The 23,890-nt window shown below is 40.2% G+C and carries 21 protein-coding genes and 5 pseudogenes; 9 read left to right on the forward strand and 17 right to left on the reverse strand.

Features of this window, described 5'->3' with window-relative positions; genetic code table 11:
• Positions 1–5: 5 nt before the first annotated feature.
• The 6 genes from LZP46_RS07165 to LZP46_RS07190 form a co-directional block, all read right to left on the reverse strand.
• Entirely contained in the window at positions 6–1,406 is a 1,401-nt protein-coding gene (locus tag LZP46_RS07165) for a purine-cytosine permease family protein (RefSeq protein ID WP_178319609.1), read from the reverse strand.
• A gap of 313 nt (positions 1,407–1,719) precedes the next feature.
• Positions 1,720–3,189, reverse strand: coding sequence for a (Z)-2-((N-methylformamido)methylene)-5-hydroxybutyrolactone dehydrogenase (gene tgnC / locus LZP46_RS07170; RefSeq protein ID WP_236095128.1), 1,470 nt, complete (start codon positions 3,187–3,189; stop codon positions 1,720–1,722).
• A 10-nt stretch (positions 3,190–3,199) separates the two neighbouring features.
• Entirely contained in the window at positions 3,200–4,237 is a 1,038-nt protein-coding gene (gene tgnB, locus LZP46_RS07175) for a flavin-dependent trigonelline monooxygenase oxygenase component (RefSeq protein WP_005161501.1), read from the reverse strand.
• Positions 4,238–4,239: 2 nt separating this feature from the next.
• Positions 4,240–5,172 (reverse strand): flavin-dependent trigonelline monooxygenase reductase component, encoded by a 933-nt coding sequence (gene tgnA / locus LZP46_RS07180; protein ID WP_178319634.1) that lies wholly within the window; start codon positions 5,170–5,172, stop codon positions 4,240–4,242.
• Between the two features lie 30 nt (positions 5,173–5,202).
• Entirely contained in the window at positions 5,203–5,994 is a 792-nt protein-coding gene (locus LZP46_RS07185; RefSeq protein ID WP_236095129.1) for an alpha/beta fold hydrolase, read from the reverse strand.
• Complete coding sequence (locus LZP46_RS07190; protein ID WP_178319636.1) at positions 5,963–6,565, reverse strand: amino acid synthesis family protein; 603 nt, start codon at positions 6,563–6,565, stop codon at positions 5,963–5,965. The genes LZP46_RS07185 and LZP46_RS07190 overlap by 32 nt, the downstream gene beginning before the upstream one ends.
• A 153-nt stretch (positions 6,566–6,718) precedes the next feature.
• On the opposite strand from LZP46_RS07190, the gene LZP46_RS07195 reads away from it, so the two are divergent.
• The 4 genes and pseudogenes from LZP46_RS07195 to LZP46_RS07210 all read left to right on the forward strand — a co-directional run bounded on the left by LZP46_RS07195 (position 6,719) and on the right by LZP46_RS07210 (position 9,775).
• Positions 6,719–7,381 carry a GntR family transcriptional regulator gene (locus tag LZP46_RS07195; protein ID WP_236095130.1) on the forward strand — a complete coding sequence of 221 codons (663 nt, stop codon included), beginning with the start codon at positions 6,719–6,721 and terminating at the stop codon, positions 7,379–7,381.
• Between the two features lie 57 nt (positions 7,382–7,438).
• The gene (locus tag LZP46_RS07200; RefSeq protein WP_178319628.1) at positions 7,439–7,792 is read left to right on the forward strand and encodes a DUF1330 domain-containing protein; all 354 of its coding nucleotides are present in this window, start codon (positions 7,439–7,441) and stop codon (positions 7,790–7,792) included.
• Between the two features lie 116 nt (positions 7,793–7,908).
• Positions 7,909–8,481, forward strand: a complete 573-nt coding sequence (locus tag LZP46_RS07205) for a LexA family protein (RefSeq protein WP_236095131.1) — start codon at positions 7,909–7,911, stop codon at positions 8,479–8,481.
• Positions 8,478–9,775, forward strand: a pseudogene (locus LZP46_RS07210) (Y-family DNA polymerase). The gene LZP46_RS07205 and the pseudogene LZP46_RS07210 overlap by 4 nt, the downstream one beginning before the upstream one ends.
• A 250-nt stretch (positions 9,776–10,025) precedes the next feature.
• On the opposite strand, the gene xseB reads toward LZP46_RS07210, so the two are convergent.
• Both xseB and xseA read right to left on the reverse strand, forming a co-directional pair.
• On the reverse strand, positions 10,026–10,220 hold the full coding sequence (gene xseB, locus LZP46_RS07215) for an exodeoxyribonuclease VII small subunit (protein ID WP_001058302.1): 195 nt from the start codon (positions 10,218–10,220) through the stop codon (positions 10,026–10,028).
• Complete coding sequence (gene xseA / locus LZP46_RS07220) at positions 10,210–11,478, reverse strand: exodeoxyribonuclease VII large subunit (RefSeq protein ID WP_179994478.1); 1,269 nt, start codon at positions 11,476–11,478, stop codon at positions 10,210–10,212. The genes xseB and xseA overlap by 11 nt, the downstream gene beginning before the upstream one ends.
• A gap of 216 nt (positions 11,479–11,694) precedes the next feature.
• Between xseA and LZP46_RS07225 the strand changes: the two genes are divergently transcribed.
• Entirely contained in the window at positions 11,695–12,999 is a 1,305-nt protein-coding gene (locus LZP46_RS07225) for a type II toxin-antitoxin system HipA family toxin (RefSeq protein ID WP_178319625.1), read from the forward strand.
• Entirely contained in the window at positions 12,992–13,270 is a 279-nt protein-coding gene (locus LZP46_RS07230; protein WP_000361155.1) for a helix-turn-helix domain-containing protein, read from the forward strand. The genes LZP46_RS07225 and LZP46_RS07230 overlap by 8 nt, the downstream gene beginning before the upstream one ends.
• A 152-nt stretch (positions 13,271–13,422) precedes the next feature.
• On the opposite strand, the gene LZP46_RS07235 is transcribed toward LZP46_RS07230, so the two are convergent.
• The 6 genes and pseudogenes from LZP46_RS07235 to LZP46_RS07260 form a co-directional block, all read right to left on the reverse strand.
• Positions 13,423–13,584 (reverse strand): hypothetical protein, encoded by a 162-nt coding sequence (locus LZP46_RS07235; protein ID WP_002046470.1) that lies wholly within the window; start codon positions 13,582–13,584, stop codon positions 13,423–13,425.
• 151 nt (positions 13,585–13,735) lie between these two features.
• Positions 13,736–15,061: pseudogene (locus LZP46_RS07240) on the reverse strand (ISNCY family transposase).
• Positions 15,062–15,205: 144 nt separating this feature from the next.
• Positions 15,206–15,508 carry a hypothetical protein gene (locus tag LZP46_RS07245; protein WP_004280001.1) on the reverse strand — a complete coding sequence of 101 codons (303 nt, stop codon included), beginning with the start codon at positions 15,506–15,508 and terminating at the stop codon, positions 15,206–15,208.
• Positions 15,509–15,921: 413 nt separating this feature from the next.
• Positions 15,922–16,626, reverse strand: coding sequence for an IS6-like element IS1006 family transposase (locus LZP46_RS07250; protein WP_236095132.1), 705 nt, complete (start codon positions 16,624–16,626; stop codon positions 15,922–15,924).
• Between the two features lie 45 nt (positions 16,627–16,671).
• Positions 16,672–17,043 carry a transposase gene (locus tag LZP46_RS07255; protein ID WP_024160689.1) on the reverse strand — a complete coding sequence of 124 codons (372 nt, stop codon included), beginning with the start codon at positions 17,041–17,043 and terminating at the stop codon, positions 16,672–16,674.
• The gene (locus LZP46_RS07260; protein WP_236095133.1) at positions 16,991–17,305 is read right to left on the reverse strand and encodes a transposase family protein; all 315 of its coding nucleotides are present in this window, start codon (positions 17,303–17,305) and stop codon (positions 16,991–16,993) included. The genes LZP46_RS07255 and LZP46_RS07260 overlap by 53 nt, the downstream gene beginning before the upstream one ends.
• 490 nt (positions 17,306–17,795) lie before the next feature.
• Between LZP46_RS07260 and LZP46_RS07265 the strand changes: the two genes are divergently transcribed.
• Positions 17,796–19,415 (forward strand): oleate hydratase, encoded by a 1,620-nt coding sequence (locus LZP46_RS07265; protein ID WP_004726755.1) that lies wholly within the window; start codon positions 17,796–17,798, stop codon positions 19,413–19,415.
• A gap of 285 nt (positions 19,416–19,700) precedes the next feature.
• Here LZP46_RS07265 and LZP46_RS07270 read toward each other — a convergent pair.
• Together LZP46_RS07270 and LZP46_RS07275 are read right to left on the reverse strand one after the other, a co-directional pair.
• Positions 19,701–19,796 (reverse strand): annotated as a pseudogene (locus LZP46_RS07270) (IS5/IS1182 family transposase); the annotation flags it as partial.
• 53 nt (positions 19,797–19,849) lie between these two features.
• Positions 19,850–20,233, reverse strand: a pseudogene (locus tag LZP46_RS07275) (IS6-like element IS1006 family transposase); the annotation flags it as partial.
• A gap of 36 nt (positions 20,234–20,269) precedes the next feature.
• On the opposite strand from LZP46_RS07275, the gene LZP46_RS07280 reads away from it, so the two are divergent.
• The gene (locus LZP46_RS07280) at positions 20,270–21,328 is read left to right on the forward strand and encodes a 2,3-butanediol dehydrogenase (protein ID WP_004281883.1); all 1,059 of its coding nucleotides are present in this window, start codon (positions 20,270–20,272) and stop codon (positions 21,326–21,328) included.
• Between the two features lie 170 nt (positions 21,329–21,498).
• Here the strand turns inward: LZP46_RS07280 and LZP46_RS07285 are convergent.
• Positions 21,499–22,202, reverse strand: a pseudogene (locus LZP46_RS07285) (IS6 family transposase).
• 228 nt (positions 22,203–22,430) lie between these two features.
• Between LZP46_RS07285 and LZP46_RS07290 the strand changes: the two are divergent.
• Entirely contained in the window at positions 22,431–23,888 is a 1,458-nt protein-coding gene (locus LZP46_RS07290; RefSeq protein ID WP_004695721.1) for a DASS family sodium-coupled anion symporter, read from the forward strand.
• Positions 23,889–23,890 lie beyond the last annotated feature (2 nt).

Below are 23,890 nucleotides of genomic sequence, written 5' to 3' on the forward strand. Positions count from 1 at the left end.
CATGTTTAATGTTGCACTTTTACATTGAGTGCTGGGCTGCTGCATTTAATCTTTTCAAGATTCAAGAAGTAGTACACGACAAAACTCACAACCAATCCGATTACCCAAGAAATATCCACATCCTGAATGACGTTTGCGAATGGACCTGTAAAAAATGCATTGGTAAGAAAAGGGATTTGAACAACGATTCCAATGAAATATGCAGTTAAAGCTTTGCCATTAAATTTGCCGTAGATGCCACCATCTTGTGCGAAGATCGACTGAATATCATAAGATTTCTTATTGATCCCATAGAAATCCAATAGGTTAATCGATACCCAAGGCACTAAAATAAATAGTAAGGCAAAAATGACGTTCAGGAAGAAGCTAATAAAATTGCTTGATGCCCAAAGTGCTGTAAACGTAGCGAGGATTAAGACCATAATCGACAAAATAATACGGACATTCTTACTTGGTATCCATTGACCTGCAAAGGTTTGGATCGAAGTAATACACGATAAAACCGCACCATATAAATTCATGGCATTGTGACCGATGATATTACAAAGGAATAAAATCATCAGAATCGAACCGAAAATACCTGTACCCGATTTCACCGCTTCCATCGCATCGGTACCAGAACCAATACTCACCGCTACTGTACCAAATACCATCGCAAAGATCGTTCCAAGCGAAGCGCCCAAGTAAGTAAAGATAAATGGTTTAAAAATCCCAATCGACTTAGGTAAATAACGTGAATAGTCGGAGGTATAAGGTGAAAAACTAATTTGCCAAACTGCACATAGACCAAACATGGCAAACCAACCTTTTAGGTTAAATGAGCCTTTGGCAAGTACTTCAGCATTAATTTGTGGCAACATAATCAACAAGCCGATCAGCAATGAACCGCCCATCAACCATGTCCCAATTTTATTAAAATTATGGATTAGATGATAACCCACTACCCCAATGGTCGTTGCTGCAATTGCACCAATCACCGTCGCAGTTGGAACAGGGATTGTGGGAACGACGGTATGTAAGGTTTTGCCTGACAAGATAATGTTGGAAATAAAGAAACCGAGATAAATCAGTGTTGTAAATAATACGACTAATAATGCACCATAACGTCCAAACTGTGCTCGGCTTTGAATCATCTGGGGAATGCCGACTTGGGGTCCTTGAGCAGAAGTTAAAGCTAAAATTGTTGCGCCAAAGAAATGACCACAGCAAATCGCTACTAGCGCACTTATCAAACTCAGGTTAAACGTTAGCATCGACATTGCACCCGTAATTACAGCTAAGGGTGCAATATTGGTACAAAACCAGAGCGTGAATAGATCACGTACTTTTCCGTGACGTTGAGATGGATCAACATAATCAATTGAATTGCTTTCAATGGCGAAAGCACTATTTTCATTTTGGCTCATATCCTTAATCTCTCTTTGAGGACTTCATTTTCCTCAATATCAAATATTTGTGAGAGTAAACTTAGGTTTCACAACCTGCCTGATCAGCGCCATATCCAGATGACCTGACCTTTATTTCTCTTGTTTTACAGACGAATCAGATCAATTTTGGTTAAAGAAATGGCAAAAAAAGTTAAAGGAAATCTTGTTGAGGCTCTTGAAGCTCAACCAATATTATCTTACGTATGCCTTGATCAGATTTATGTGATTTTGAAATTCAACTGCGTCATCTTTTCATCCTTGAAATTTAAATCCTAATGACTGTTGTGATGTATTAACGCATCACAAAAGGATCATCAATCGGCTGATCAGAGGTACGCAACCACACAGTTTTAGTGGTGGTATAGTCCAACACCGCATCTGAGCCAGCTTCACGACCATGTCCTGATAGACCATGACCACCAAAAGGTGCAAGTGGAGAAACAGCGCGATAGGTATTCAGCCAAACAATCCCTGAACGAATTGCTTTGGTCATACGATGCGCACGGCTTAAATTGTTGGTAAAGACACCAGCTGCGAGTCCATAAGGCGTAATGTTGGCTTTTTGAATCGCGTCTGCTTCAGTGTTAAAACTCACTACAGACAAGACAGGACCAAATAACTCGGTCATGACGCAATCGGCTTGTGGTACATCACTACAGTCTAAAATTGTGGGTGGATAGTAATAACCTGCTCTTTCAAGCGTTTTCCCACCTGCCAATAATTTCGCCCCTTGCTCAATCGAGCGAGCAACGACTTGCTCAATTTTTTCACGTTGGCGTAAGGTGCACAAAGGGCCATATTCAGTTGCCATATCATCAGGCAAACCAATCTTGATACGTTGTACACGCTCAACCAAACGTTGAACAAACTCATCTTTGATACTGTCTTCAACCAGCAACCGTGAACCAGCAACACAGCTTTGCCCTGTTGCTGCAAAAATCGCTGCGACTTGTGCATTTACTGCGCTCTGTAAATCAGCATCTGCAAATACAATAAAAGGAGATTTTCCACCTAACTCTAATGAGACTTTGGCAAGGTTCTCAGCAGAGTTGCGCACAATATGGCGTGCTGTTTCTGGACCACCAGTAAATGCCACATGAGCCACGTCTGGATGACTACTTAAAACTGCACCACATTCAGGGCCAAAACCTGTAATAACATTCACCACACCAGCTGGAAATCCTGCTTCATGCACCAAACGCGCGAAAGCAAGTAAAGGCGCTGGTCCCTCTTCAGAGGCTTTCAGAACAATACTGCAACCTGCCGCCAATGCTGGACCAACTTTAACCGCAGACAAAAATAATTGGCTATTCCACGGAACAATTGCAGCAATCACACCTACTGGTTCACGGATGGTCCATGCTTGCATATCTGGTTTATCAATCGGTAAATAGCTACCTTCGAGCTTGTCTGCAATCCCTGCATAGTAACGATAATATTCAGCTACATAAGCAATTTGGCTCGACGTCTCACGAATGATCTTGCCTGTATCACTGGTTTCATATTGAGCCAATTGCGGTGCAGCTTTTTCGATTAAATCAGCAAGTTTATATAACAACTTTCCACGCTGTGAGGCAGTTAAACCTGCCCAAGCCGCATCTTGCAGAGCCTGAGATGCAGCGGCAACTGCACGATTGACTTCATCTGTACGTGCTTCAGGCATTTTCGCCCAAACTTGCCCTGTCGCAGGATTAATGCTGTCAAATTGTGCAGCACCATCCTCAAATTGACCATTGATATACAACTGGAATTGAGAAGTCATGTCTTCTCTCCTATGCAAATGCAGGCATCACTTCGTTGATCATACGTTGTAACGATGCTTTTTTACGCTCAAAGCTCATTCCTGTATCGATCCAGAATGAATATTCGTTATAACCCATTGCTTCATAAGCTTTTAGGCGATCAATCACTTCTTGCGCCTGACCAATTACATTATTTTTACGCATAGCTTCTGGCGTATAAAATGGATGAGCTGCAATTTCTTCATCACTCAATGGCGCGATTAGACCTTGCGTAATTTCACGCTCATTTTTAAACCATGCGCCAAAATAGTTATAGAATGTATTGATTTCATCTGCTGCTAATTGAGCATCTTCTTCACTATCAGCGACATAGGTATGACGCAATAACATAATTTCAGGACGAGGAATATCAGCAAACTTTTCACAGGCAGTATTAAAATGTCCCATGAGTTTTTCAACTTCTTCATCACCAAAATGTAATGGTGTGACTTGTACATTACAGCCGTTTTGCACCGCAAATTCATGGCTATTTGGATCACGTGCTGCTACCCAAATCGGTGGATACGGTTGTTGTAACGGTTGTGGCGCAGAAGTGGTTTTTGGGAACTGCCAAAACTCACCATTATGCTCATAATCACCTTTCCACAGGTTTTTAATCGCTGGGATCATTTCACGTAAGCGCTGTCCCGCACTCCAGGCATCCATACCAGGCACCATACGCTCATATTCAAATGAGTAAGCACCACGCGCAATGCCAATATCTAAACGACCATTGGTGATAATATCCGTCATAGCAGCTTCACCTGCCAATTTAATTGGATGCCAAAATGGCGCAACCACTGTACCCGTGCCCAAACGTACATTTTGGGTTTTATTGGCAATATCAACTAAGTTAATGAATGGATTAGGTGCAATCGTAAAATTCATTGCATGATGTTCACCTGTCCAAATCGCATGCATACCACCTTGATCGGCAATCTGGCAAAGTTCAATCATCTCATCATAGAGCTGCTTCTGCGTTTGTTGATCAGAAACACGCTCCATGTGTACAAATAATGAAAAACGCATAGTTAAACTTCCTCTTTAACAATTTGACGAACCGTACCGCTAATTTGATTACCGTAATAAACACCATAGGTTTTAAGGTGGTTTTCTTTACGATAACGCATCAACATACTTTCTAAAGCGCTATCCACAAAAGTCAGTTGCTCTAAATCATTTAAATCAACAAATTGACCTTTGGTCGCATGTGCGATCGGGGTATTACATAAAAATGCAATATATTGCTGCTGGGTAGTCACATCATCATAGACAGAATAGATAAAGCTTGGTGAGGCTTCTGGCTGATAAGCTGCAAAGATTTTTTCAAGTGCTTTTTCTGCACCATCTTTTTCAACCATCAAATGTGGTAATGTCCACTTTTGATCCTGTGTCTGTTCAAGCAAGATCTGATTTTCATGTCCAATCAAAGCCATCATCATGACTTTCATACTCGAAATCACATCAGTAGATGATTTGGCAGGTGTGAAATAAGCTCCACGGTAATACCCTAAACCAGCAAAGCCTGCTGAGCCAAAATCTTCAACTTTACCAATTAAAATCGCATGATCACCTGCATCTACAACTTGATACGTCGTGCAATCAAACCAAGCACTGACTTGATCAATTATAGGGTTATGAGATGCGCTCTTTGTCCATGCTAAATTTGCAAATCGATCATCACTTGGGCGAGCAAAAGTATTCGAAATATCCTTTTGTTCTTCTGCCAAAATATTAATTGCAAAATGTGAAGCATTGGCAAAGTTATTATAATTGCTTGATGTCTTGGCAATGCTGACCAGCAGCAAAGCTGGGTCCAAAGACACCGAAGCAAAAGAGTTCGCAGTAAAGCCTAATGGTGTTCCATCATCTTTACAGGTGGTTACGACGGTTACGCCAGTCATAAATGAGCCAAAGGCATCACGTAGTTCGCGTATTTTATTAACACTATCCATTTCACTCATTGTCATATTCCTTCATCAATGTGTGGCAATTTAGACTTGGGTTTCTAACCACGCCTGCATTGCAATATTTACTTGGTCTGGTGCAGTCAAATTCACCATATGACGCTCATTTTCAATCACAATAGCGGTGCCATTTCTCGCTTGGCTTGCCATTTGTACTGCCATTTCTGCTGTTGAATTTGGATCATCAGTTCCAGTTAAAACCAGTGCTGGACACTGAATTTTGCTCCAGTCATCTGCGTAAATTTGATCGCCATGTGCAAATGCCGCATACGCTGTGGTATATCCAGACAAGTCCACATTTTCCAACCAAGACTTGACTTTTTCAGCAGCAATTTGTTCTGCTTCACTGTTACCAAACCAGCGCTGCAGTGGTGTTTCAACATCAATATGACCTTTTTTTAACTCTTCTGCACGATTCACAACAGCATCACGAGCTTGGCTTGTACGCTTGTATACACCGTTCAACACCGCCATTCGTTTGACTAAATCAGGACGAGTTGCGCTTACCCCTGTCGTAATCAATGAACCCATCGAATGACCCGCCAAATTCACTGCACCTAAATTCAATGCTGTAATAAATTCGATCGCCCAATCAACAAATGCTTTTAAAGGTGCACCATCCGCAAGTTTTGTACTTTTCCCATGACCCGGCATATCCACCGAAATCACACGATAATGTTTCGAGAAATATTCGATTTGTGGATACCAAGCGGCTGCTTGCATACCTACACCATGGATGAGAACCAAAGGCTCTCCTTCTCCTTGCTCAAAATAATGAGCAATCCGATTATTTGACAGCTGCAGGGTTTTTGAGATCATGACCTAACTCTTCCAAATCTTGATAACGATCGCCAATACGATGATGTGGACGTCCACCTGTCGCTGCACCAATTACAATCACAATTTCATCGGCAGCAGGTGCATCTGGAATTGCAAATTGAAGAGTCAAATAATGAGAACGACGGCCTTCATCATTTTTATCCATCATTGGAACAAGAATCGAAGCATTCGCTGGACCACGCGTATTATTAAAAGCGAGATAAGACTTAGCCCCGACCGCATTACGATATGTATTTCCAAAATGTAAGGTATGGATGAGGGCTGATGCATGCTCTAGCTCACCATTCAAACCTACGACCGCACTTTTACCAAATGCTTCTACCGCTTCACCTGAACCGACTTCATCAAGAATCAATTGAGTTAAATGTTCACTTAGAATCGGAGCAATACGGCGAACCTCAGGTGTTAGGTTTTCGACATAACCCTGACCAGCCCATGGGTTTTTGATCACAGCAGCAGCAGCCACCATTTTTAACGGTTTTGTTGCTTCTTTATCGCCATCGACATAAGTCGTTTCAACATGAAGAACTGTTTTACGGATTAGATTCATGGCATTTCCTTGCGAGTGAATTTATTTTTACATTCGTATTATGGTATACCATAATACATAATGAAAAAAAAGCAAGAGTTTGGTATGCTAATTTTCAGCTATAAACATGTAACAAAATTTTGACTTATTAAAATCAGGAAAGATTAATCATCTATGAATCTTAAAATTGAAAATCCACCTGTGACTTTACGCGAGCTTTGTTTGAATAAAGTACGTAACGCAATCATTACAGGCTATTTCCCTTCTGGAAAAAGATTAGTCGAAAGAAGCTTGTGCGAAGAATTAGGAGTAAGTCGCTCTGTTGTACGTGAAGTCATTCGTTATTTAGAAGCAGAAGGTTTAGTTGAAATTCTGCCAAACAAAGGCCCAATTGTTTCATTATTGGATTGGGAAATTGCATCACAAATTTATGAAATTCGACTACTACTCGAACAAAGTGCCGTTGCTGATTGCACCCAAAACCTAACTGCTCAAACAACAGAAACACTGAAAGTATTATTGATTGAACTTGAGCAAGCCTTTGCAGCAGATGATATTAATTTAATTATTTCTACCTCTTCAAAACTCTACGAAACTATTTTTACCACTGCAAAACATCATATTGCTTGGGAAGTAGTACAACGTTTGAATGGTCGAATTAGTCGTCTTCGTGCAATTACCATGAAATCGACGAAGCGTGAAATTTCTGGCTATCAACGTATTAAAAATATGTGTGAAGCAATTTATCTGCACCAAGATCCTGAAAAAGCAAAACAAGCTGTGGCTGAACATATTAATGAAGCAGCTCTAGTTGCGAAATACATTTTAGACAAATGATATGAATAAATAGTTAGAAAATGAGTATTACACTTATTAAACATAGGGAAATTTTATATGTCCGCATACTGGATTGCACATGTCACTATTCATGATATGGAAAAATATAAACAATATATGTCAATAGCGCCTTTAGCCTTTGCAAAATATGGAGCTAAATTTCTTGTACGAGGTGGTAAATCTACTTGTCTAGAAGGATCTGAATATGAGCGTCATATCATTATTGAATTTTCAGACTTAGCCTCTGCGCAAGCATGTTATTTTTCTGAAGAATATTCTAAAGCAAGAGCAGCTCGTGAAAACTGTGCTGATGTGATGATTAGTATTGTGGAGAGCATAGAGGGTACTCCCCCTAATAACAATGATACTGGTGTAAGTGCTGAATATACGCCTCCACTAAGTAGTAGATAATATTACTAAGCTGCAAAAAAATATAAATTGGCTTTACTATGTTGGACAATCTTGTTTTTATATACTGAGTTTTATATGATCTTAATTATGTTACACAATCAAGATTGATAATAAAAATGACGCAAAATAAGCATGGTGGTGCACGCAAAGGTTCTGGCCGTCCTTTTGTCTATAACGAACCGACCAAGGTCATTCGGGTGCCAGAGTCTCGTGTATTGGAAATCAAGAAATACCTGAAGAAAAATGACGCTCCAAAGTTTAACGATATTTCCTCTATTACATTGCTTGAGACAAAAACACATTATGAGATTCCTGTTGCTTTGCAAAAAGTTGCTGCAGGCTTCCCTTCCCCTGCTCAGGACTATATCGATAAGACCCTTGATCTAAACGAGTTTCTTATTCAAAACCAACAGGCAACCTTTATCGTTGAAGTGGAATCCTTATCCATGCGTGATGCAGGGATTGATCTGAATGACAAGCTAATCGTTGACCGTAGTATTGAAGCCAAGCATGGGGATATTGTTCTGGCATTGATTGACAATGATTTTACGATTAAACGTTTGATGATTGAGGGTAATCAATGCTGGTTGCAGGCGGCTAATCCTGATTTTGCTGATATCCATTTGAAAGATAATCAAACCATGCTGATTTGGGGTGTGGTTACCAGTGTGATCAAGAAGTTCAGATGAGCAGTTACGAGCGGATTTATGCCCTGATTGATATTAACAACTGTTATGTCAGTTGTGAGCGGGTATTTAATCCCAGTCTAAACAATAAACCTGTGATTGTGCTCAGCAATAACGATGGCTGTGCTGTGGCAAGAAGTAATGAAGCCAAAGCGCTAGGCATCAAAATGGGCGTTCCTCTCTTTCAAATACAGGATATTGTTCAACAACATCAGGTCGTGGTGTTATCCAGTAACTATGCTTTATATGCTGAAATGTCCAAACGTTTTCATTCAATTTTGGCTAGTTTTGTTGCGCCACATGAACAGGAAATCTATTCAATTGATGAGTGTTTTTTAGACCTGACCAGTTATGCACAAAATTTTGACTTAACTCAGTATGCGCATCACATGAAACAACGATTGTTGGATTGGATTGGCTTACCCGTCTCGATTGGTATCGGGCGTAGTAAAACTGAAGCCAAAATGGCCAACCATCTTGCCAAAAAAAGACAGGGTTTCAAGGGTGTGTGTAACTTACTCAATATGGATTTCCTAGATCAGGAAATGCTTTATTCAGACATTGAGGTCGGTGAAGTTTGGGGCGTTGGTCGTAAGTTGGTAAAAAAACTAAATGCTATGGGAATCTATTCAGTGCTAGATTTAGTGATGCAAGATGCACATCGCATGGCGAGTCTTTTTTCTGTGGTAATGCAAAGAACTGTATTGGAGCTACAAGGCGTTTCTTGCATGCAGTTGGATGATGCCCTCCCCCCAAACAGCAAATCATAGCCAGTCGTTCATTTGGTGAAAAAGTTACCGAGCTAGATGATCTCAAAGAGGCTATGGGCAAATATGTACAGGATGCGGTCATACGTTTACGAGCAGACGCTTCCTTATGTGGATGTGTCATTGCTTTTGTGCAATCGAATCCTTTTGATTCAAAGGTTCCCTATTACAGTAAATCGTTGGCTTTTGAGTTTCCTGAACCGACGGATTGTGTTTTGGATGTAATTAATACAGCCATGCAACTGCTGGAACACATTTATAAATCTGACGTGAAATATAAAAAGTGTGGTGTAATTCTGACGGATTTAATCGCTAAGCAGCGCTTTACTCCTGACCTGCTGACAGACCACGGCCAGCGTGAAAGTAATGAAAGCCTCATGCAGACTTTAGAAGCGGTACAGGCGAGATATGGGAAAACTAAATTAGCTGTTGGCAGCTGCTACTTGCCACAACGAAAGTGGTCCATGAATCGTACCCATTTGACCCAGAACTATTTCAGCTGGCAGGGATTATTAAAGATCGGCCATTAAATTCATTAGCCCCACCTATTTGCTCTAAGCCAACTTAATGAAGAACTCGGCACATCGACACAGGCTTGATCTTCAGTCAACCATTTAACAACTTAAGTATGTTGTTTGGGATCCATGTAACACCTCTAGAGGAAAAAGGTGGTTAGTAATAAAACTCTGCTCAAGCAAATTTATTGGGTTAACTGTCAGTTTTCACCATCTCATGTCCTTTATTTCTAGAACATTCTAGACTTTTCTCGACCTAGAATTTTTATTCTTTAAAGGTGTCATTCAACGCCTGTTGCACAGCATCAATACGTAACTTACAGGCTTTATAGGCAGTCATGGACTCTTCAACGATCGCCATCAGGTTATCAATATCCGGTTCTTCCTGAGATTCAAGAAATTCGGCATTTTTCTTGAGAATTTCATAACCTTTTTTGAAACTTAGTTCTTCATTGTTCATGTGCGTTTACCTGTGTCACGGTGGCATCAATGGTGCCATCCTTAAGTTCAATCTGTAATTCCTGGTCAGTAATCTGCTGGATGGAACGGATGGCTTTGCCTTGGCTACGGACAATTGCATAGCCCTTGGCCATCACATTACGAGGATTCTGTAGCAAGGTTTCCCTCATCAATGACTCCACCTGCTGTGAAGCTAGTTTAATCTGTTGTTGAGCAAGATACTGAGTATCACTTTTAAGCATATCAACGCTACGCTGGGCTTCATTGATCTGGTTCTGTGTCAGAGTTTTGATAGTTTTCAGATACTGATCACTCTGGCTCTGGTAGGTGATCAACTGGTGCTGTGACAGTAGCTTGATGGTCTGCAAAGCAGTACTAACTTCATTGACTCGCTCCACAATCAGGTTACGGATCCCTGCGATCACTTTACTCGGGGTATCAAAGGAACGGTGTGCAATTTCATCCAAAATAGTGCGGTCTTTCTCGTGGCCAATACCGACCCAGATCGGCACAGTTCTTTTACACAGCAGTGCGGCCAGATCATAATCATTCAGGTAAGCTAGGTCATTCACGGCTCCGCCTCCACGGATGATCACAATAAGGTCTGGTGCTATCGAGTAATCTTGAGCCCACTGTCTTAAGGCACTACCCAAAACCTGAATGATGCTGGCAGAAGCCGTATTACCCTGAAAAGTTGCTGAATGATAAACGAAATGACAGACACCAGCCTGAGCCAGGGCATCCGCATCTTTTTTAAAGTCACCTAACCCTGCAGCATTTTCCGGTGCAATGACCAAGACATTCTGAATATCAAAGGGTACCGGCAACTGTTTATTGTTATTGAGCAGGCCTTCCTCAGTCAGTCGCAGCAGAATCTGCTGATAGCGTTTGGCGATGTCTCCTAGAGTAAAGCTAGAGTCGATATCTTCGATATTGACCGAGAAGCCATATTGCGGATCAAATCTAGCTTTGACCTTGATCAGTACATTCAGGTCTTTCGACAGTTCAATACCACTTTCTCGTTCAAACTTTAGAATTATTTTTTGTGCCGTAAATTTCCAAATGGTGCCTTTACAACTAGCGATCACCTTATGGCTTTCTTCATCTTTCTCAGCCAACTCAAGATAATAGTGACCGCCTTTAATACTTAAATTACGGATCTCAGCCTTGACCCACACTGCCCCATCAAAAGTCAGCTGGATGACTTCCTGTACAGTGGCAAGGTATTCACTAAGGCTGAGTTGTTGACGTTCTGACATGATGTAAAGGATAGCTAAAATATAAGGAGGTAAGATTTAACCCAATATTGATCAATTCTACTGCAAATCAGATGAGTTTATTGCAATTTTGAGAAATGTATAAGTTCTTCTTAGGCACCTAGAGTGATCATTGAGATTTTTAGTTTAATTATACTTTTATATTAAAATAGATATATAATCAATAAAATCATTATATTTTACTATTTTAATAAAATTATGAAGCAATACTGTACACTGCAAATCTACCAAGACTATGAATGGCATGACTGTGCTTTGGTTGAGGTTACGGATGATCAAAATGCTGGATGGCAGGCAGCTACACGTACATCATATTTGTTCGAATATGCTATTTCATATATGGATCTAAGAGATGGTCATGCGCTTGCTTATGACTTACCGGTGAACGTCCAAAATAGATTGGAATCAACTTGGCCAGCATTTCTTATGGATCTATTACCTCAAGGATACGGTCGCAAAGAATTACTAAGACAGCTTGATTTTTCTGAGAATGTTCAGGAACAAGCGGACTGGGCGCTTTTAAAAGCAGGCGCAGGAAATCCAATTGGGAATCTGCGAGTCAAAGAGGCTCATGAGTGGTTACAGAGTCATTTCCCAAAGCTGCAAAATCAGGGATTTAGCCTAAGCAAAATTATTGAACGTAAAGAGAAGTTTATTGAATCGCTCGCATCTTATGGACTTTTTATTGCCGGTTCATCTGGTATTCAGGGTGAGTGGCCAAAATTGTTGTTAACACAAGGTTATGATGATCTTTTCTATCTAGATCATACTCTTCCAGATGATCAAGTTAAGCAGCATTGGTTGGTTAAATTTAGCCGCGGCAGTGATCAAAATTTGAATAAAATCCTGATGAACGAAGCTTTGTATATGAAAGTCGCTCAGTACTTGCAACTACGTGTACACCGGGATCTTGAGCTACATGGCAAGACTTTGTTTATTCCAAGATTTGATCGCAAAGTAATTAATGGCAAAGTTGAAAGAATTGCTCAGGAAAGCCTTGCATCTCTAGGTGGGAAGGCGGGCTTTGGGGTTAGAATGACCCATAATCAAATATGTACCCTGCTTATGGAGGCTTGTACCGAACCAAAGCAGGAAGTATTTGAGTATTTGAAGCGTGATCTCGCAAATGTTGCCTTAGGCAATAAAGATAACCATACTCGCAATACAGCAATCCAACGCTTCAATAATGGTAAAATTCAGCTCACACCATTATTTGATTTTGCGCCAATGTGGTTACATCCTGATGGTATTGCACGTACTACTCGTTGGGAAAGAGATGATCATGGTGGTATGCCACTTTTGAGTTGTGTGATTGAGCAGATAGCTGAAAGCACTTCGATTGATCCACAAGAAATTAAAACTTTATTAATTGAACAGTTACCAATTTATCGGGGACTGTTAGAAAAGATGCAGGCTCTTCAAGTAGCGGATGAAATTCTGGAAAATAGCCAATATCGAATAATCAATATTTGCCAGCAGTTGGAGGAGATCAGCCATGGATAAACGTTTTAAACCATTGACCCCTATTCAACAAATGGAAAAAAGACTATCTGTGCTTGAAACCATCAATAATCATCCAGACTGGTCTTTTTATCAAGTTGCTCGATTTATTCGAACAGAGCTACATTTAACACTGAATGATATGGCTAAAATTACTAAGATTGCGCCACAGACACTGCAAAAAATGGAGCAACCAGGGAGCAATCCTACTTTGAAATCCATGCAGAAATTACTCGATACTTTCGGTTTACAATTACAAATAAAAGTTAAATGATTTTTAATTCTGAGCCATCGGTTTTTCTAAAATCTTATCCGTTTAAGGATACAAAGAGGAAATAAACAGGCTCTAGGTTGTTTTATGATTATTTTTAGACAAACGACTCCAAAACCTTATGTAGCAAGGGTTTTGTCTCTACAGTAATTAATTTATTTTTGAAAAAATGGAGTAGAGTGTTTGAAATATGAATAATCGAATTCGGTTTCTGTAAGCACAGCAATTTCATCTGCATGTGCTTTATATTCATCTATATTTTCGAGTAATTCATCCTCTGAGAATGGGAGTTTTTTTTGATTTTCAGTGTCGTTCATAGAGTCATATCCTGAGAAGTTATTTAGATCATCATAAACCAGACATTTTTAATGGTGAGAATACAGACACTTTAAATGGTTTCTAACAACTGGTGGTGGTGGTGTTATTCCTAAGTAGAAATGTCCTACCTAATAACCAAATAGAAATGTCCTATATGGACAATTCCAAGTCAAGCACAGGATTTAGATTTCGTTCTTTGATTGCTATTTTCTGTGCACGTCTGCTTGGCATCTTTTGAGAACGATTGCGTTTGTTTTGTTGTTCCAGTTCTTCATGCTGTTGTTGGATATGATTCAGAACAGCACCCAACCGTTTATTCTCAACAATCTCTCGCTGATTCAGCTGACTTAATTTATCGAAGAGGCTGTAATTGATCTTTCGGCCATCATGCATGAGGGCTACAGTACCATCCGGGTATTCCAGGAACTCAAGATACTTACCGATCAACCTTTGATTTTCTTCGGTGTTTTCCAGGAGATATACGCATTTATCATAAGTAATCGTCAGGCTATTCGTGACTCTGCGGGGTTCACGCCAAGTAAAAATATCATCTAATTCTTCGGCTGTTTCAGTGATAGGCCGATGTAGATCCTTAGGATTAAAAGCCATCTTGGCGAACTTCTGATTGAACTGCTCAATGAAGCAGGGTAGCCAGGCATTAGCTTGCTCAATCGAGCTGATACCTTCCAGACGCATCTCCTTGATCAGACGGTCCTGAAGGGTTCTGTTGGCACGTTCCACACGGCCTTTGGCCTGTGGTGAATTGGCGAAGATGATATCGATATTCAGGGTACTGAGTACGCGTCCAAACTGGGTAATCTTGGTGTCTTTCTTGCTGCTTTGATTCACCCTGAAGACTGAATGTTTGTCGCTGTAAAATGCCAACGGCTTACCATGCTGCTCGACATATAAGCGTGTTGAAATCATATAGTCAAAGGTTGATTCTGACTCACAGAAGCGTAAATGCTGCAATTTTCCTGTAGCATCATCGATAAACACCAGCAGACAGCATTTAGCAGCGCGTCCTTCAAACCAGTCATGGTGTGAGCCATCAATTTGGATCAGTTCACCAAAGCAATCCCGGTTGTAACGAGGCTGATACGGGCGTTTCAGGCGCTTGGATCGAGGCATCCATAAGTCAGCTGCAATCATCCAAGAACGCAGAGTTTCTACTGAAAGATCGAATCCATGTACAGTGGTGAGCTTTTCATGCGCTAAAGTGGGTCCGAAACCATGGAGTTGGTCAGAAACAATATTGAGGCATTTGAGTCTGAGTTCTTCAGGAAGTTTTGAATTGCCGATTTGGCCACGACCGGCATGGGCTCATGCAACTGGACCTTGAGCTTTGTATTTCTGCAGTAAGCGTCTGATCTGACGTTCTGAAATATGAAGTAGCTGAGCAGCCTGGGATTGAGTTATGCGTTGATCGCAGATTTCCTGCAAGACCGACAATCGTTTAAGTTCTTTATCCGACATAGACACCAACATATCAAACCGTCCGCTAAGGAAATTGCAAAAGTACATATTCTAAAAGCGGACATTTCTATTTTGGAGAAACCGGACACTTCTATTTTGGAGTTACAGGTGGATTTCGTATAACCACCATTATGTTAAATGGCTTTAATTTTGCTTAGCTCTATATTCATTAAATGCTAGAAGCATTCCCTCTTTTTGTTCTGCGGAGGCATCTGGAAATGAATAAAATCTTTCATAATCTTTTCTAAATTGGCTGCTTTCAATTCTTTTAGCTAAGTCATCAATAAAACCTTTTCCTTGAGTCTGATATTGCTGAATCGTTTGTTTATCTAGGCAGATAGTTTTCGCCCAAGAAACTGCACTCATATTTATACAAACATTGAGGTATATATTTTCGCTATCCTCATATAGTTCCCAAAAATAAGGCTCTATTTCTATAAGTTGCATTTCACTAGTATTTCCAAACTTTTAATTATTTCTAAAATTAACATAATACACGTTATACGAAATGCGTTATAATTTTCCTTAGAAATCAATGCTGTAGTTTCTAGTTTATAGCCCAATCACACCCGATTGGGCTTTTTTTATGATTTTTCACGTTCCACGCCTATTCTTTGATCAATGTTTCACGACTTTGTTCATATTAGTTAAACAATCGTGGTTAATCATAGGGGCTAAAAAAACAGCTCCAAAAGCCGAGGTATTAACAGCCTTCAATGCAGATGCAGAAATAGCTTTCGATCTTCAGCCGTACAAGTATCAGTGTTGAAAAAGAAAATTACGGAACTCACTGCTGCATAAAATATTCGGCACTGTTGCAAATAGAGATTTGAGTCGATGATGTTCCCTTTAAAAAGTACTTAGAGACCGAAAACCCTGTTGATTAGACACACTTCACCCTGAGGCTGACCATAATAAAATGACGATGCTTGTCCTTTACGTAGTGCACGCATGACTTCAATACCTTTAATTGTGGCATAAGCCTTCTTCATAGATTTGAATCCTAATGTGGCCCTGATGATCCGCTTTAGCTTGCCATGATCACATTCAATCACGTTATTTTTATACTTAATCTGCCTGTGCTCAAGGTCTGGTGGACAGTTACCTTCCCGTTTTAACCGTGATAAAGCACGTCCATATGTGGGTGCTTTATCCGTGTTGATCACTTGTGGAATTTGCCACTTCTTCACATTATTTAAAATTTTTCCAAGAAAACAATATGCTGATTTGGTATTACGTCTAGAAGAAAGATAAAAATCAAGGGTATCGCCACGTTGATCGACTGCACGATACAGATAAGACCATCGTCCATTCACTTTTACATAGGTTTCATCAATATGCCACGAGCTCAGATCTGTAGGATTACGCCAATACCAGCGTAAACGTTTTTCTATTTCAGGAGCATAACGTTGAACCCAACGGTAAATAGTCGTGTGATCAACATTCACACCCCGTTCGGCCAGCATTTCCTGCAGTTCACGATAGCTAATGCCATGTTTACAATACCAGCGCACAGCCCAAAGAATGATTTCGCCCTGAAAATGCCGACCATGGAAAGGATTCATATGCTGCATCTTTAGCTAAAACAGTCTTCAGCTTACCATTCGTGGTTATTTGCAACAGTGCCCAAATACATGCTCGATCCCGATTCTTCTTTTGTTGATTTCCTGATTATAGATTTTGAGTTCAGGATCCAGTTTACAGCGTCTTTTGGCTTTTAACGGCAACAGGCTATTAGGATACACAGCATAAATTCCCAGGTAGCCTTTATCTGCAAGGATAAAAGCTCCTGAAGGAATCTGCTTTAAATTGCGTTTGAATAGCTCGAAATCATGCACCGTACCGCGATCAGTGCACAAACTCAGAATTTGCTGAGTTTTATAATGGATGATGGCCTGTACTTTAAAGGTATGGGTCTTTTTCTTGCCACTATAGTTTTTCTTCTGTTTTTTTAGGCCTTTGAATTGGAATTTCTGTGGCATCCAGGATCACCACATTCCAGTCTATGCCTTCGCTTTCGGGCAAATTCTTCGGTAAATTAAACAGCTTGGACTGAATCAGGCAATCTTCAACATGACGTACAATTCTTGAGGCTGTAGGCTCTGAAACCCCATAACTCGTAGCAATGTGAAATAAAGTTCGGTATTCCCGCCAATAGTTCAGACAGAGCAGAACCTGATCCTCCACACTTAACTTGGGTGCTCTGCCTTTAGCTGGAACATGCTTCTGCAATTGCTCAACCATTTAAATAAAAGGTTGACCATGAGATGCCTGTATATCGCTTAAACTGTGTTTCAGAAAGCTTCTTTGAATCAATGTATTTCATCCGCAGATTATGCACGAATGCTAAGAAAATTAGAGTACAAATATCAATCAAAAAGGTGCTCGTTTTTTGATTTATGAAAGAGATCTATTATTCAATTATATCTTTTAATGATCAATAGAAAGCCTAGTTTCAAACACATTCTTCAGACACAAACAAATATGATCAAAATAGAGTGATTACTCAATAAAATAATAAAATCAATTGCTTAAATTATATTTTATTTTAAAAAAAATACAAATGTGTATTAAAAATAACCATTACTTACATTTTTTTGATTACAAAATATAATGAGTAAATTGCTTCCCATTTCATACATTTTTCATATATAAAAAGTCATACTATTTTTAAGGTTTTTCTAAATCACATTTTATACTTTATAGTTTTTAACATCATTATTAAAGGTGAACCATGCAAAAGAAGAAGCGCACCCCATTAGACGCACAACAGTCCCATCTTTGGATTATTGGTGGTGGTATCGCAGGTATGGCTGCTGCTGCATTTGCAATCCGTGATGCCAAAGTCCCTGCCAAAAATATCCATATTTTAGAAGAACTCGATATTTCAGGTGGTTCGATGGATGGTGGACATACACCGCATGCCGCGCAAGCTTGGGTAACACGTGGTGGGCGAATGCTGACCGATGAAACTTATTTGTGCCTATGGGACTTATTTTCCAGTATTCCATCTTTGGAAAATCCAGACATTTCGGTGCGTGAAGAATGTCGTGAGTTTAATGAAAAAGTGAAAACCCACGCCAATGCACGGTTGATTGATGCCGAACATGTCATTGCGGATGCAGCAAAGCTTGGTCTGAATACGCTACATCGTGCACAGATGCTGCGCCTATTAGCTTCAAAAGAAGAAAAAATTGGCAGTCGCCGCATTGATGAGTTTTTTGATGAAACCTTTTTTGAAACCAATTTCTGGCGCATGTGGCGCACGACTTTCGCTTTTCAAAAATGGCACAGTGCAGCAGAGTTAAGACGCTATTTCTTGCGTTTTATTCAAGAATTGCCACGCATTCATACCTTAGCGGGTGTGAAACGTACCAAGTACAACCAATATGACTCGATGATTCTGCCCCTACAGCGTTGGTTAGTCGCACAAGGCGTCGATGTGCGTTTTGGACACTATGTCACAGATGCAGACTTCATTACCAATGCTGAAACTCAAGAACGCTACGCTTCACGCCTATATGTACAATTGCCTGAAGGCTCAGAGCAAATTAATCTGAAAGCCAATGATTTAGCTATTTTCACTTTAGGCTCTATTACAGCAGACTCACGTTATGGCGGTAATCATGACGTGCCTGCCCTTATTCGTCATCGAGAAGATCATGGCTGGACGCTTTGGGAAACGCTGGCACAAAAAGCCCCAGACTTTGGCCGTCCAATGACTTTTTATGGCAATGTCGATGAACATAAGTGGGAGTCTTTCACTCTGACCATGAAAGATGACGTGCTACTTAAACGTATTATTGACTATACAGGCAATGAACCAGGCACAGGCGCACTCATGACTTGGTATGAGTCGGGTTGGCATTTATCCATCGTGGTTCCTGCACAGCCACACTTTGCCGACTTACCTGAAGGTTTATATACCTTATGGGGCTACGGTTTCCAAATTGACCATATAGGCGATTACATCAAAAAACCAATGTCCGAAGCCACGGGGCAAGAAATCCTAACAGAACTGATTAAACAGCTCGGTTTTGACGACATTTTAGATCATGTTTTGGCAACGACTGATGTTACTACCGCCATGATGCCATACGCCTCTGCCCTATTCGCCTGCCGTAAACCGGGGGATCGTCCACAGGTAATTCCACAAGGCTCACAAAACTTTGCTTTCCTTGGACAGTTTGTGGAAATTGAAGATGACGTGGTCTTTACTGTGGAATATTCAGTTCGTGGGGCGATGCTTGCCATTTATGAATTTTTTGGGGTGGAACGTGAAATCCCTGAAATTTACAACGGTCTACTTGATCCCAAAGTGGGTTTAAAAGCTTTAGAAACAGTGTTCCACTAAGTTTTTAATATATAGCGATAAGAGCACCTTTATGTCGCCACTATTACATAGTTTAATTTAAGCAACGTTTGGATACACGAGTGTGGCAGGGATGCCACACGTTATCCATCATAATAGGGATGTTATGTATGGGTAACAAAGGCTTTTGCTTTCTTTTGGCTTATCAAAAGTAAGGGTATTGCCTACACAAACACCTTTTATACTTTATTGAAAGTTGAGGCCGTGTACGCACCTAATTTTAAATTGGATAAAAAGAAAAATTAGATAAAACTTTATACGTCATTATTGGCGACGATATTCAGCTCCATGTTTCTTGCGTTTCCATTCGCCCTCACCTAGAAACTTCATGCCTGTAGAGTCTACGAGTAGATGCAGTCCATCGGGCACTGTTGCAAATAGAGATTTGAGTCGATGATGTTCCCTTTAAAAAGTACTTAGAGACCGAAAACCCTGTTGATTAGACACACTTCACCCTGAGGCTGACCATAATAAAATGACGATGCTTGTCCTTTACGTAGTGCACGCATGACTTCAATACCTTTAATTGTGGCATAAGCCTTCTTCATAGATTTGAATCCTAATGTGGCCCTGATGATCCGCTTTAGCTTGCCATGATCACATTCAATCACGTTATTTTTATACTTAATCTGCCTGTGCTCAAGGTCTGGTGGACATTTACCTTCCCGTTTTAACCGTGATAAAGCACGTCCATATGTGGGTGCTTTATCCGTGTTGATCACTTGTGGAATTTGCCACTTCTTCACATTATTTAAAATTTTTCCAAGAAAACAATATGCTGATTTGGTATTACGTCTAGAATGGTTTACCGTTAACATCAATATAAGGAATATAAAATGAAAGCAGCTCGTTTTTATGACCGAGGGGATATTCGAATTGAAGATATCCCTGAACCGAAAGTACTTCCAGGCACAGTTGGAATTCAAGTTGCGTGGTGTGGTATTTGCGGTACAGATTTACATGAATTCATGGAAGGTCCTATTTTTATTCCACCTTGTGGTCACCCACACCCAATTTCGGGAGAATCTGCACCTGTAACAATGGGACATGAATTTTCAGGCGTGGTTTATGCAGTTGGAGAGGGTGTAGATGATATCCAAATTGGGCAACATGTCGTAGTTGAACCCTACATCATTGCTGACGATGTGCCGACTGGCCCCAATGATAAGTATCATTTATCAAAAAATATGAACTTTATTGGTTTAGGCGGACGCGGTGGTGGTCTTTCTGAAAAAATTGCAGTTCAGCGGCGTTGGGTACATCCTATTTCAAATGATATTCCTTTAGACCAAGCAGCATTGATAGAACCTTTATCTGTCGGTCATCATGCCTATGTCAGAAGTGGCGCAAAAGCTGGCGATATCGCACTGGTTGGTGGAGCAGGCCCAATAGGCTTACTTTTATCTGCTATTTTAAAGGCTAAAGGTCTCACGGTCATCATTACTGAACTGAGTGCAAAACGTAAAGAAAAAGCGATAGAAGCGGGTGTTGCCGATTATGTACTAGACCCATCTAAGGTTGATGTAGTTGCTGAGGTAATGAAAATTACAGAAGACCGCGGTGTAGATGTCGCTTTTGAATGTAGTAGTGTCAATAAAGTCATGGATACACTCGTTGCAGCAATGAAACCAACTGGTGTAGTCGTTATCGTTTCTATTTGGAGCCATCCTGCCACAATTAATGTGCATAGTGTGGTGATGAAAGAGCTAGATATTCGTGGCACGATTGCTTATGTAAATGATCATCAGGAAACTATCCGTTTGGTTGAGCAAGGTAAGATTAATCTAGAACCTTTTATTACCCAACGGATTGCATTAGATGATCTTGTTTCTAAAGGCTTTGAAACATTGATTCATAATAATGAGTCTGCTGTAAAAATTATTGTTCATCCGTAGTAACGCCTAATTTGAACGACTAATTTGAATAAACTAGAAATAAACTCTATGTAGCTATTTCTAATATCTTTATAGATAGGGAATGAGTCTGTACGTACAGATTCATTCTCAAATTTACGGCACTGTTGCAAATAGAGATTTGAGTCGATGATGTTCCCTTTAAAAAGTACTTAGAGACCGAAAACCCTGTTGATTAGACACACTTCACCCTGAGCTGACCATAATAAAATGACGATGCTTGTCCTTTACGTAGTGCACACATGACTTCAATACCTTTAATTGTGGCATAAGCCGTCTTCATAGATTTGAATCCTAATGTGGCCCTGATGATTCGCTTTAACTTACCATGATCACATTCAATGACATTATTTTTATACTTAATCTGCCTGTGCTCAATATCTACTGGACATTTTCCTTCTCGCTTTAATCGTGATAAAGCATGGCCATAGGTCGCTGCTTTATCTGTATTGATGACCCGTGGAATTTGCCATTTTTTCACCGTATTGAAGATCTTTCCTAGAAAACTATAGGCTGATTTACTGTTCCGTCTAGCGGAAAGGTAAAAGTCAATCGTATGACCCCGTTGATCAACTGCACGATACAGGTAAGTCCATCGCCCCTTCACTTTGATATAAGTCTCATCCATATGCCATGAATGTAAATCTGTAGGATTACGCCAATACCAGCGTAACCGTTTTTCCATTTCTGGAGCATAACGCTGAACCCAACGATAAATTGTACTGTGATCCACATTTATGCCTCGTTCAGCGAGCATTTCTTGAAGTTCACGATAGCTGATGCCATATTTACAATACCAACGAACAGCCCAAAGAATGATTTCACCTTGAAAGTGCCGACCGTGGAAGGGATTCATCTGCTGTATCTCGAAATAAATAAGATATTTAGCTTATCATGTCAGCCTATTTGCAACAGTGCCCTTGTTCCACTTTAGATATTTGTTTAAGATGAGATGTAACTCATTGAAATGTGTCATCATATTCGTCGTCAGAAAACAAGTATTATGCCATTATTTCAATGAGTTATCTTTTTTTGTCGTGTACAAAGAAATCACATAATAACTATATTTTTGGAGTACGATTCAATGGGATTCAAACTCATACCAACCATAATTTCAGTATCACTTACCCTTATTATTTGGTTTCTCATTCCAATTCCGCAAGATGTTTCTGCAAATGCTTGGCTTCTATTTGCGATGTTTATTGGTGTTATTTCAGCCATTATTGGTAAAGCAATGCCTATTGGTGCAATTTCGATTATCGCGATAGCACTGGTCGCGATTACCCGAGTAACAGCAGATAACCCTAGCGATGCCATCAAAGATGCTTTAAGTGGCTTTGCTAACCCTCTTATTTGGTTGATTGGTATATCCATCATGATTTCAAAAGGGTTACAAAAAACAGGGCTAGGTGCACGACTAGGTTATTACTTTATTGCAGTTTGGGGTAAAAGAACCATTGGTATTGGCTATAGCCTTGCATTATCTGAACTCATTCTTGCACCTGTTACCCCAAGTAATACAGCACGTGGAGGCGGAATTATTCACCCTATCGTGCGCTCGATTGCAACGAGTTTTGACTCAGATCCAGAAAAAGGCACTGAAGGTAAAATTGGTAAATATCTTGCTTTGGTCAATTACCATTCAAATCCTATTACTTCTGCCATGTTTATTACGGCTACTGCACCCAACCCTTTAGTCGTTGAACTCATTGCGAAAGCGACCAATAGTCAAATCCATTTGAGTTGGACCACATGGGCATTAGCAATGGTTTTACCAGGTGTTGTTGCATTAGCATTTATGCCGATTGCGCTTTACTTTATGTACCCACCTGAAATTAAAAAAACACCAAATGCTGCACAATTTGCCAAAGACCGTTTACAAGAAATGGGTCCCATTACCTTACATGAAATGATTATGTTGGCTGTATTTGGAATTTTATTATTACTCTGGGCAGGTATTCCTGCCATGTTGTTGGGTGATATGTGGACTTTAGACCCAACTACAACCGCGTTTATTGGTTTATCACTCCTTCTGCTTACAGGAGTTTTAACTTGGGATGATGTCTTAACTCAAAAGAGTGCATGGGATACAGTAACTTGGTTTGCTGCATTGGTCATGATGGCGACCTTTTTAAATAAGCTTGGCTTAATCGCTTGGTTTTCTGGTGTTTTACAAACTAGCATTGGACAGCTTGGCTTAACGTGGGTTCCTGCTTCCATGCTTTTACTATTTGCTTATATGTACGCTCACTATATTTTTGCCAGTACTACTGCACATATTACCGCTATGTTTTCAGCATTCTACATTGCAGGTATCGCACTAGGTGCTCCTCCAATGTTCTTTGCACTGATTATGGCAGCAGCATCAAGCATTATGATGACGCTGACTCATTATGCGACAGGTACATCCCCTATTATTTATGGTTCAGGTTATACAACGCTTGGTGAATGGTGGAAAGCTGGTTTTGCTATGAGCATTATCAATATAGCTATTTTTATTGTATTGGGCGGACTTTGGTGGAAGATGCTGGGCTATTGGTAATT

This window comes from Acinetobacter sp. SCLZS86 (assembly GCF_021560715.1).
Classification (GTDB): domain Bacteria; phylum Pseudomonadota; class Gammaproteobacteria; order Pseudomonadales; family Moraxellaceae; genus Acinetobacter; species Acinetobacter towneri_A.

What these genes read in the sequence shown, in the direction of transcription:
- xseA (WP_179994478.1), bottom strand. Translation starts at nt 11,478, where the DNA reads ATGTCAGAACGTCAACAACTCAGCCTTAGTGAATACCTTGCCACTGTA.
- LZP46_RS07230 (WP_000361155.1), top strand. Translation starts at nt 12,992, where the DNA reads ATGGATAAACGTTTTAAACCATTGACCCCTATTCAACAAATGGAAAAA.
- LZP46_RS07190 (WP_178319636.1), bottom strand. Translation starts at nt 6,565, where the DNA reads ATGAATCTAATCCGTAAAACAGTTCTTCATGTTGAAACGACTTATGTC.
- LZP46_RS07225 (WP_178319625.1), top strand. Translation starts at nt 11,695, where the DNA reads ATGAAGCAATACTGTACACTGCAAATCTACCAAGACTATGAATGGCAT.
- LZP46_RS07195 (WP_236095130.1), top strand. Translation starts at nt 6,719, where the DNA reads ATGAATCTTAAAATTGAAAATCCACCTGTGACTTTACGCGAGCTTTGT.
- LZP46_RS07205 (WP_236095131.1), top strand. Translation starts at nt 7,909, where the DNA reads ATGACGCAAAATAAGCATGGTGGTGCACGCAAAGGTTCTGGCCGTCCT.
- tgnB (WP_005161501.1), bottom strand. Translation starts at nt 4,237, where the DNA reads ATGCGTTTTTCATTATTTGTACACATGGAGCGTGTTTCTGATCAACAA.
- LZP46_RS07235 (WP_002046470.1), bottom strand. Translation starts at nt 13,584, where the DNA reads ATGAACGACACTGAAAATCAAAAAAAACTCCCATTCTCAGAGGATGAA.
- xseB (WP_001058302.1), bottom strand. Translation starts at nt 10,220, where the DNA reads ATGAACAATGAAGAACTAAGTTTCAAAAAAGGTTATGAAATTCTCAAG.
- LZP46_RS07260 (WP_236095133.1), bottom strand. Translation starts at nt 17,305, where the DNA reads ATGGTTGAGCAATTGCAGAAGCATGTTCCAGCTAAAGGCAGAGCACCC.
- LZP46_RS07255 (WP_024160689.1), bottom strand. Translation starts at nt 17,043, where the DNA reads ATGCCACAGAAATTCCAATTCAAAGGCCTAAAAAAACAGAAGAAAAAC.
- LZP46_RS07250 (WP_236095132.1), bottom strand. Translation starts at nt 16,626, where the DNA reads ATGAATCCTTTCCATGGTCGGCATTTTCAGGGCGAAATCATTCTTTGG.
- LZP46_RS07245 (WP_004280001.1), bottom strand. Translation starts at nt 15,508, where the DNA reads ATGCAACTTATAGAAATAGAGCCTTATTTTTGGGAACTATATGAGGAT.
- LZP46_RS07265 (WP_004726755.1), top strand. Translation starts at nt 17,796, where the DNA reads ATGCAAAAGAAGAAGCGCACCCCATTAGACGCACAACAGTCCCATCTT.
- LZP46_RS07185 (WP_236095129.1), bottom strand. Translation starts at nt 5,994, where the DNA reads ATGATCTCAAAAACCCTGCAGCTGTCAAATAATCGGATTGCTCATTAT.
- LZP46_RS07165 (WP_178319609.1), bottom strand. Translation starts at nt 1,406, where the DNA reads ATGAGCCAAAATGAAAATAGTGCTTTCGCCATTGAAAGCAATTCAATT.
- LZP46_RS07290 (WP_004695721.1), top strand. Translation starts at nt 22,431, where the DNA reads ATGGGATTCAAACTCATACCAACCATAATTTCAGTATCACTTACCCTT.
- LZP46_RS07280 (WP_004281883.1), top strand. Translation starts at nt 20,270, where the DNA reads ATGAAAGCAGCTCGTTTTTATGACCGAGGGGATATTCGAATTGAAGAT.
- tgnA (WP_178319634.1), bottom strand. Translation starts at nt 5,172, where the DNA reads ATGAGTGAAATGGATAGTGTTAATAAAATACGCGAACTACGTGATGCC.
- tgnC (WP_236095128.1), bottom strand. Translation starts at nt 3,189, where the DNA reads ATGACTTCTCAATTCCAGTTGTATATCAATGGTCAATTTGAGGATGGT.
- LZP46_RS07200 (WP_178319628.1), top strand. Translation starts at nt 7,439, where the DNA reads ATGTCCGCATACTGGATTGCACATGTCACTATTCATGATATGGAAAAA.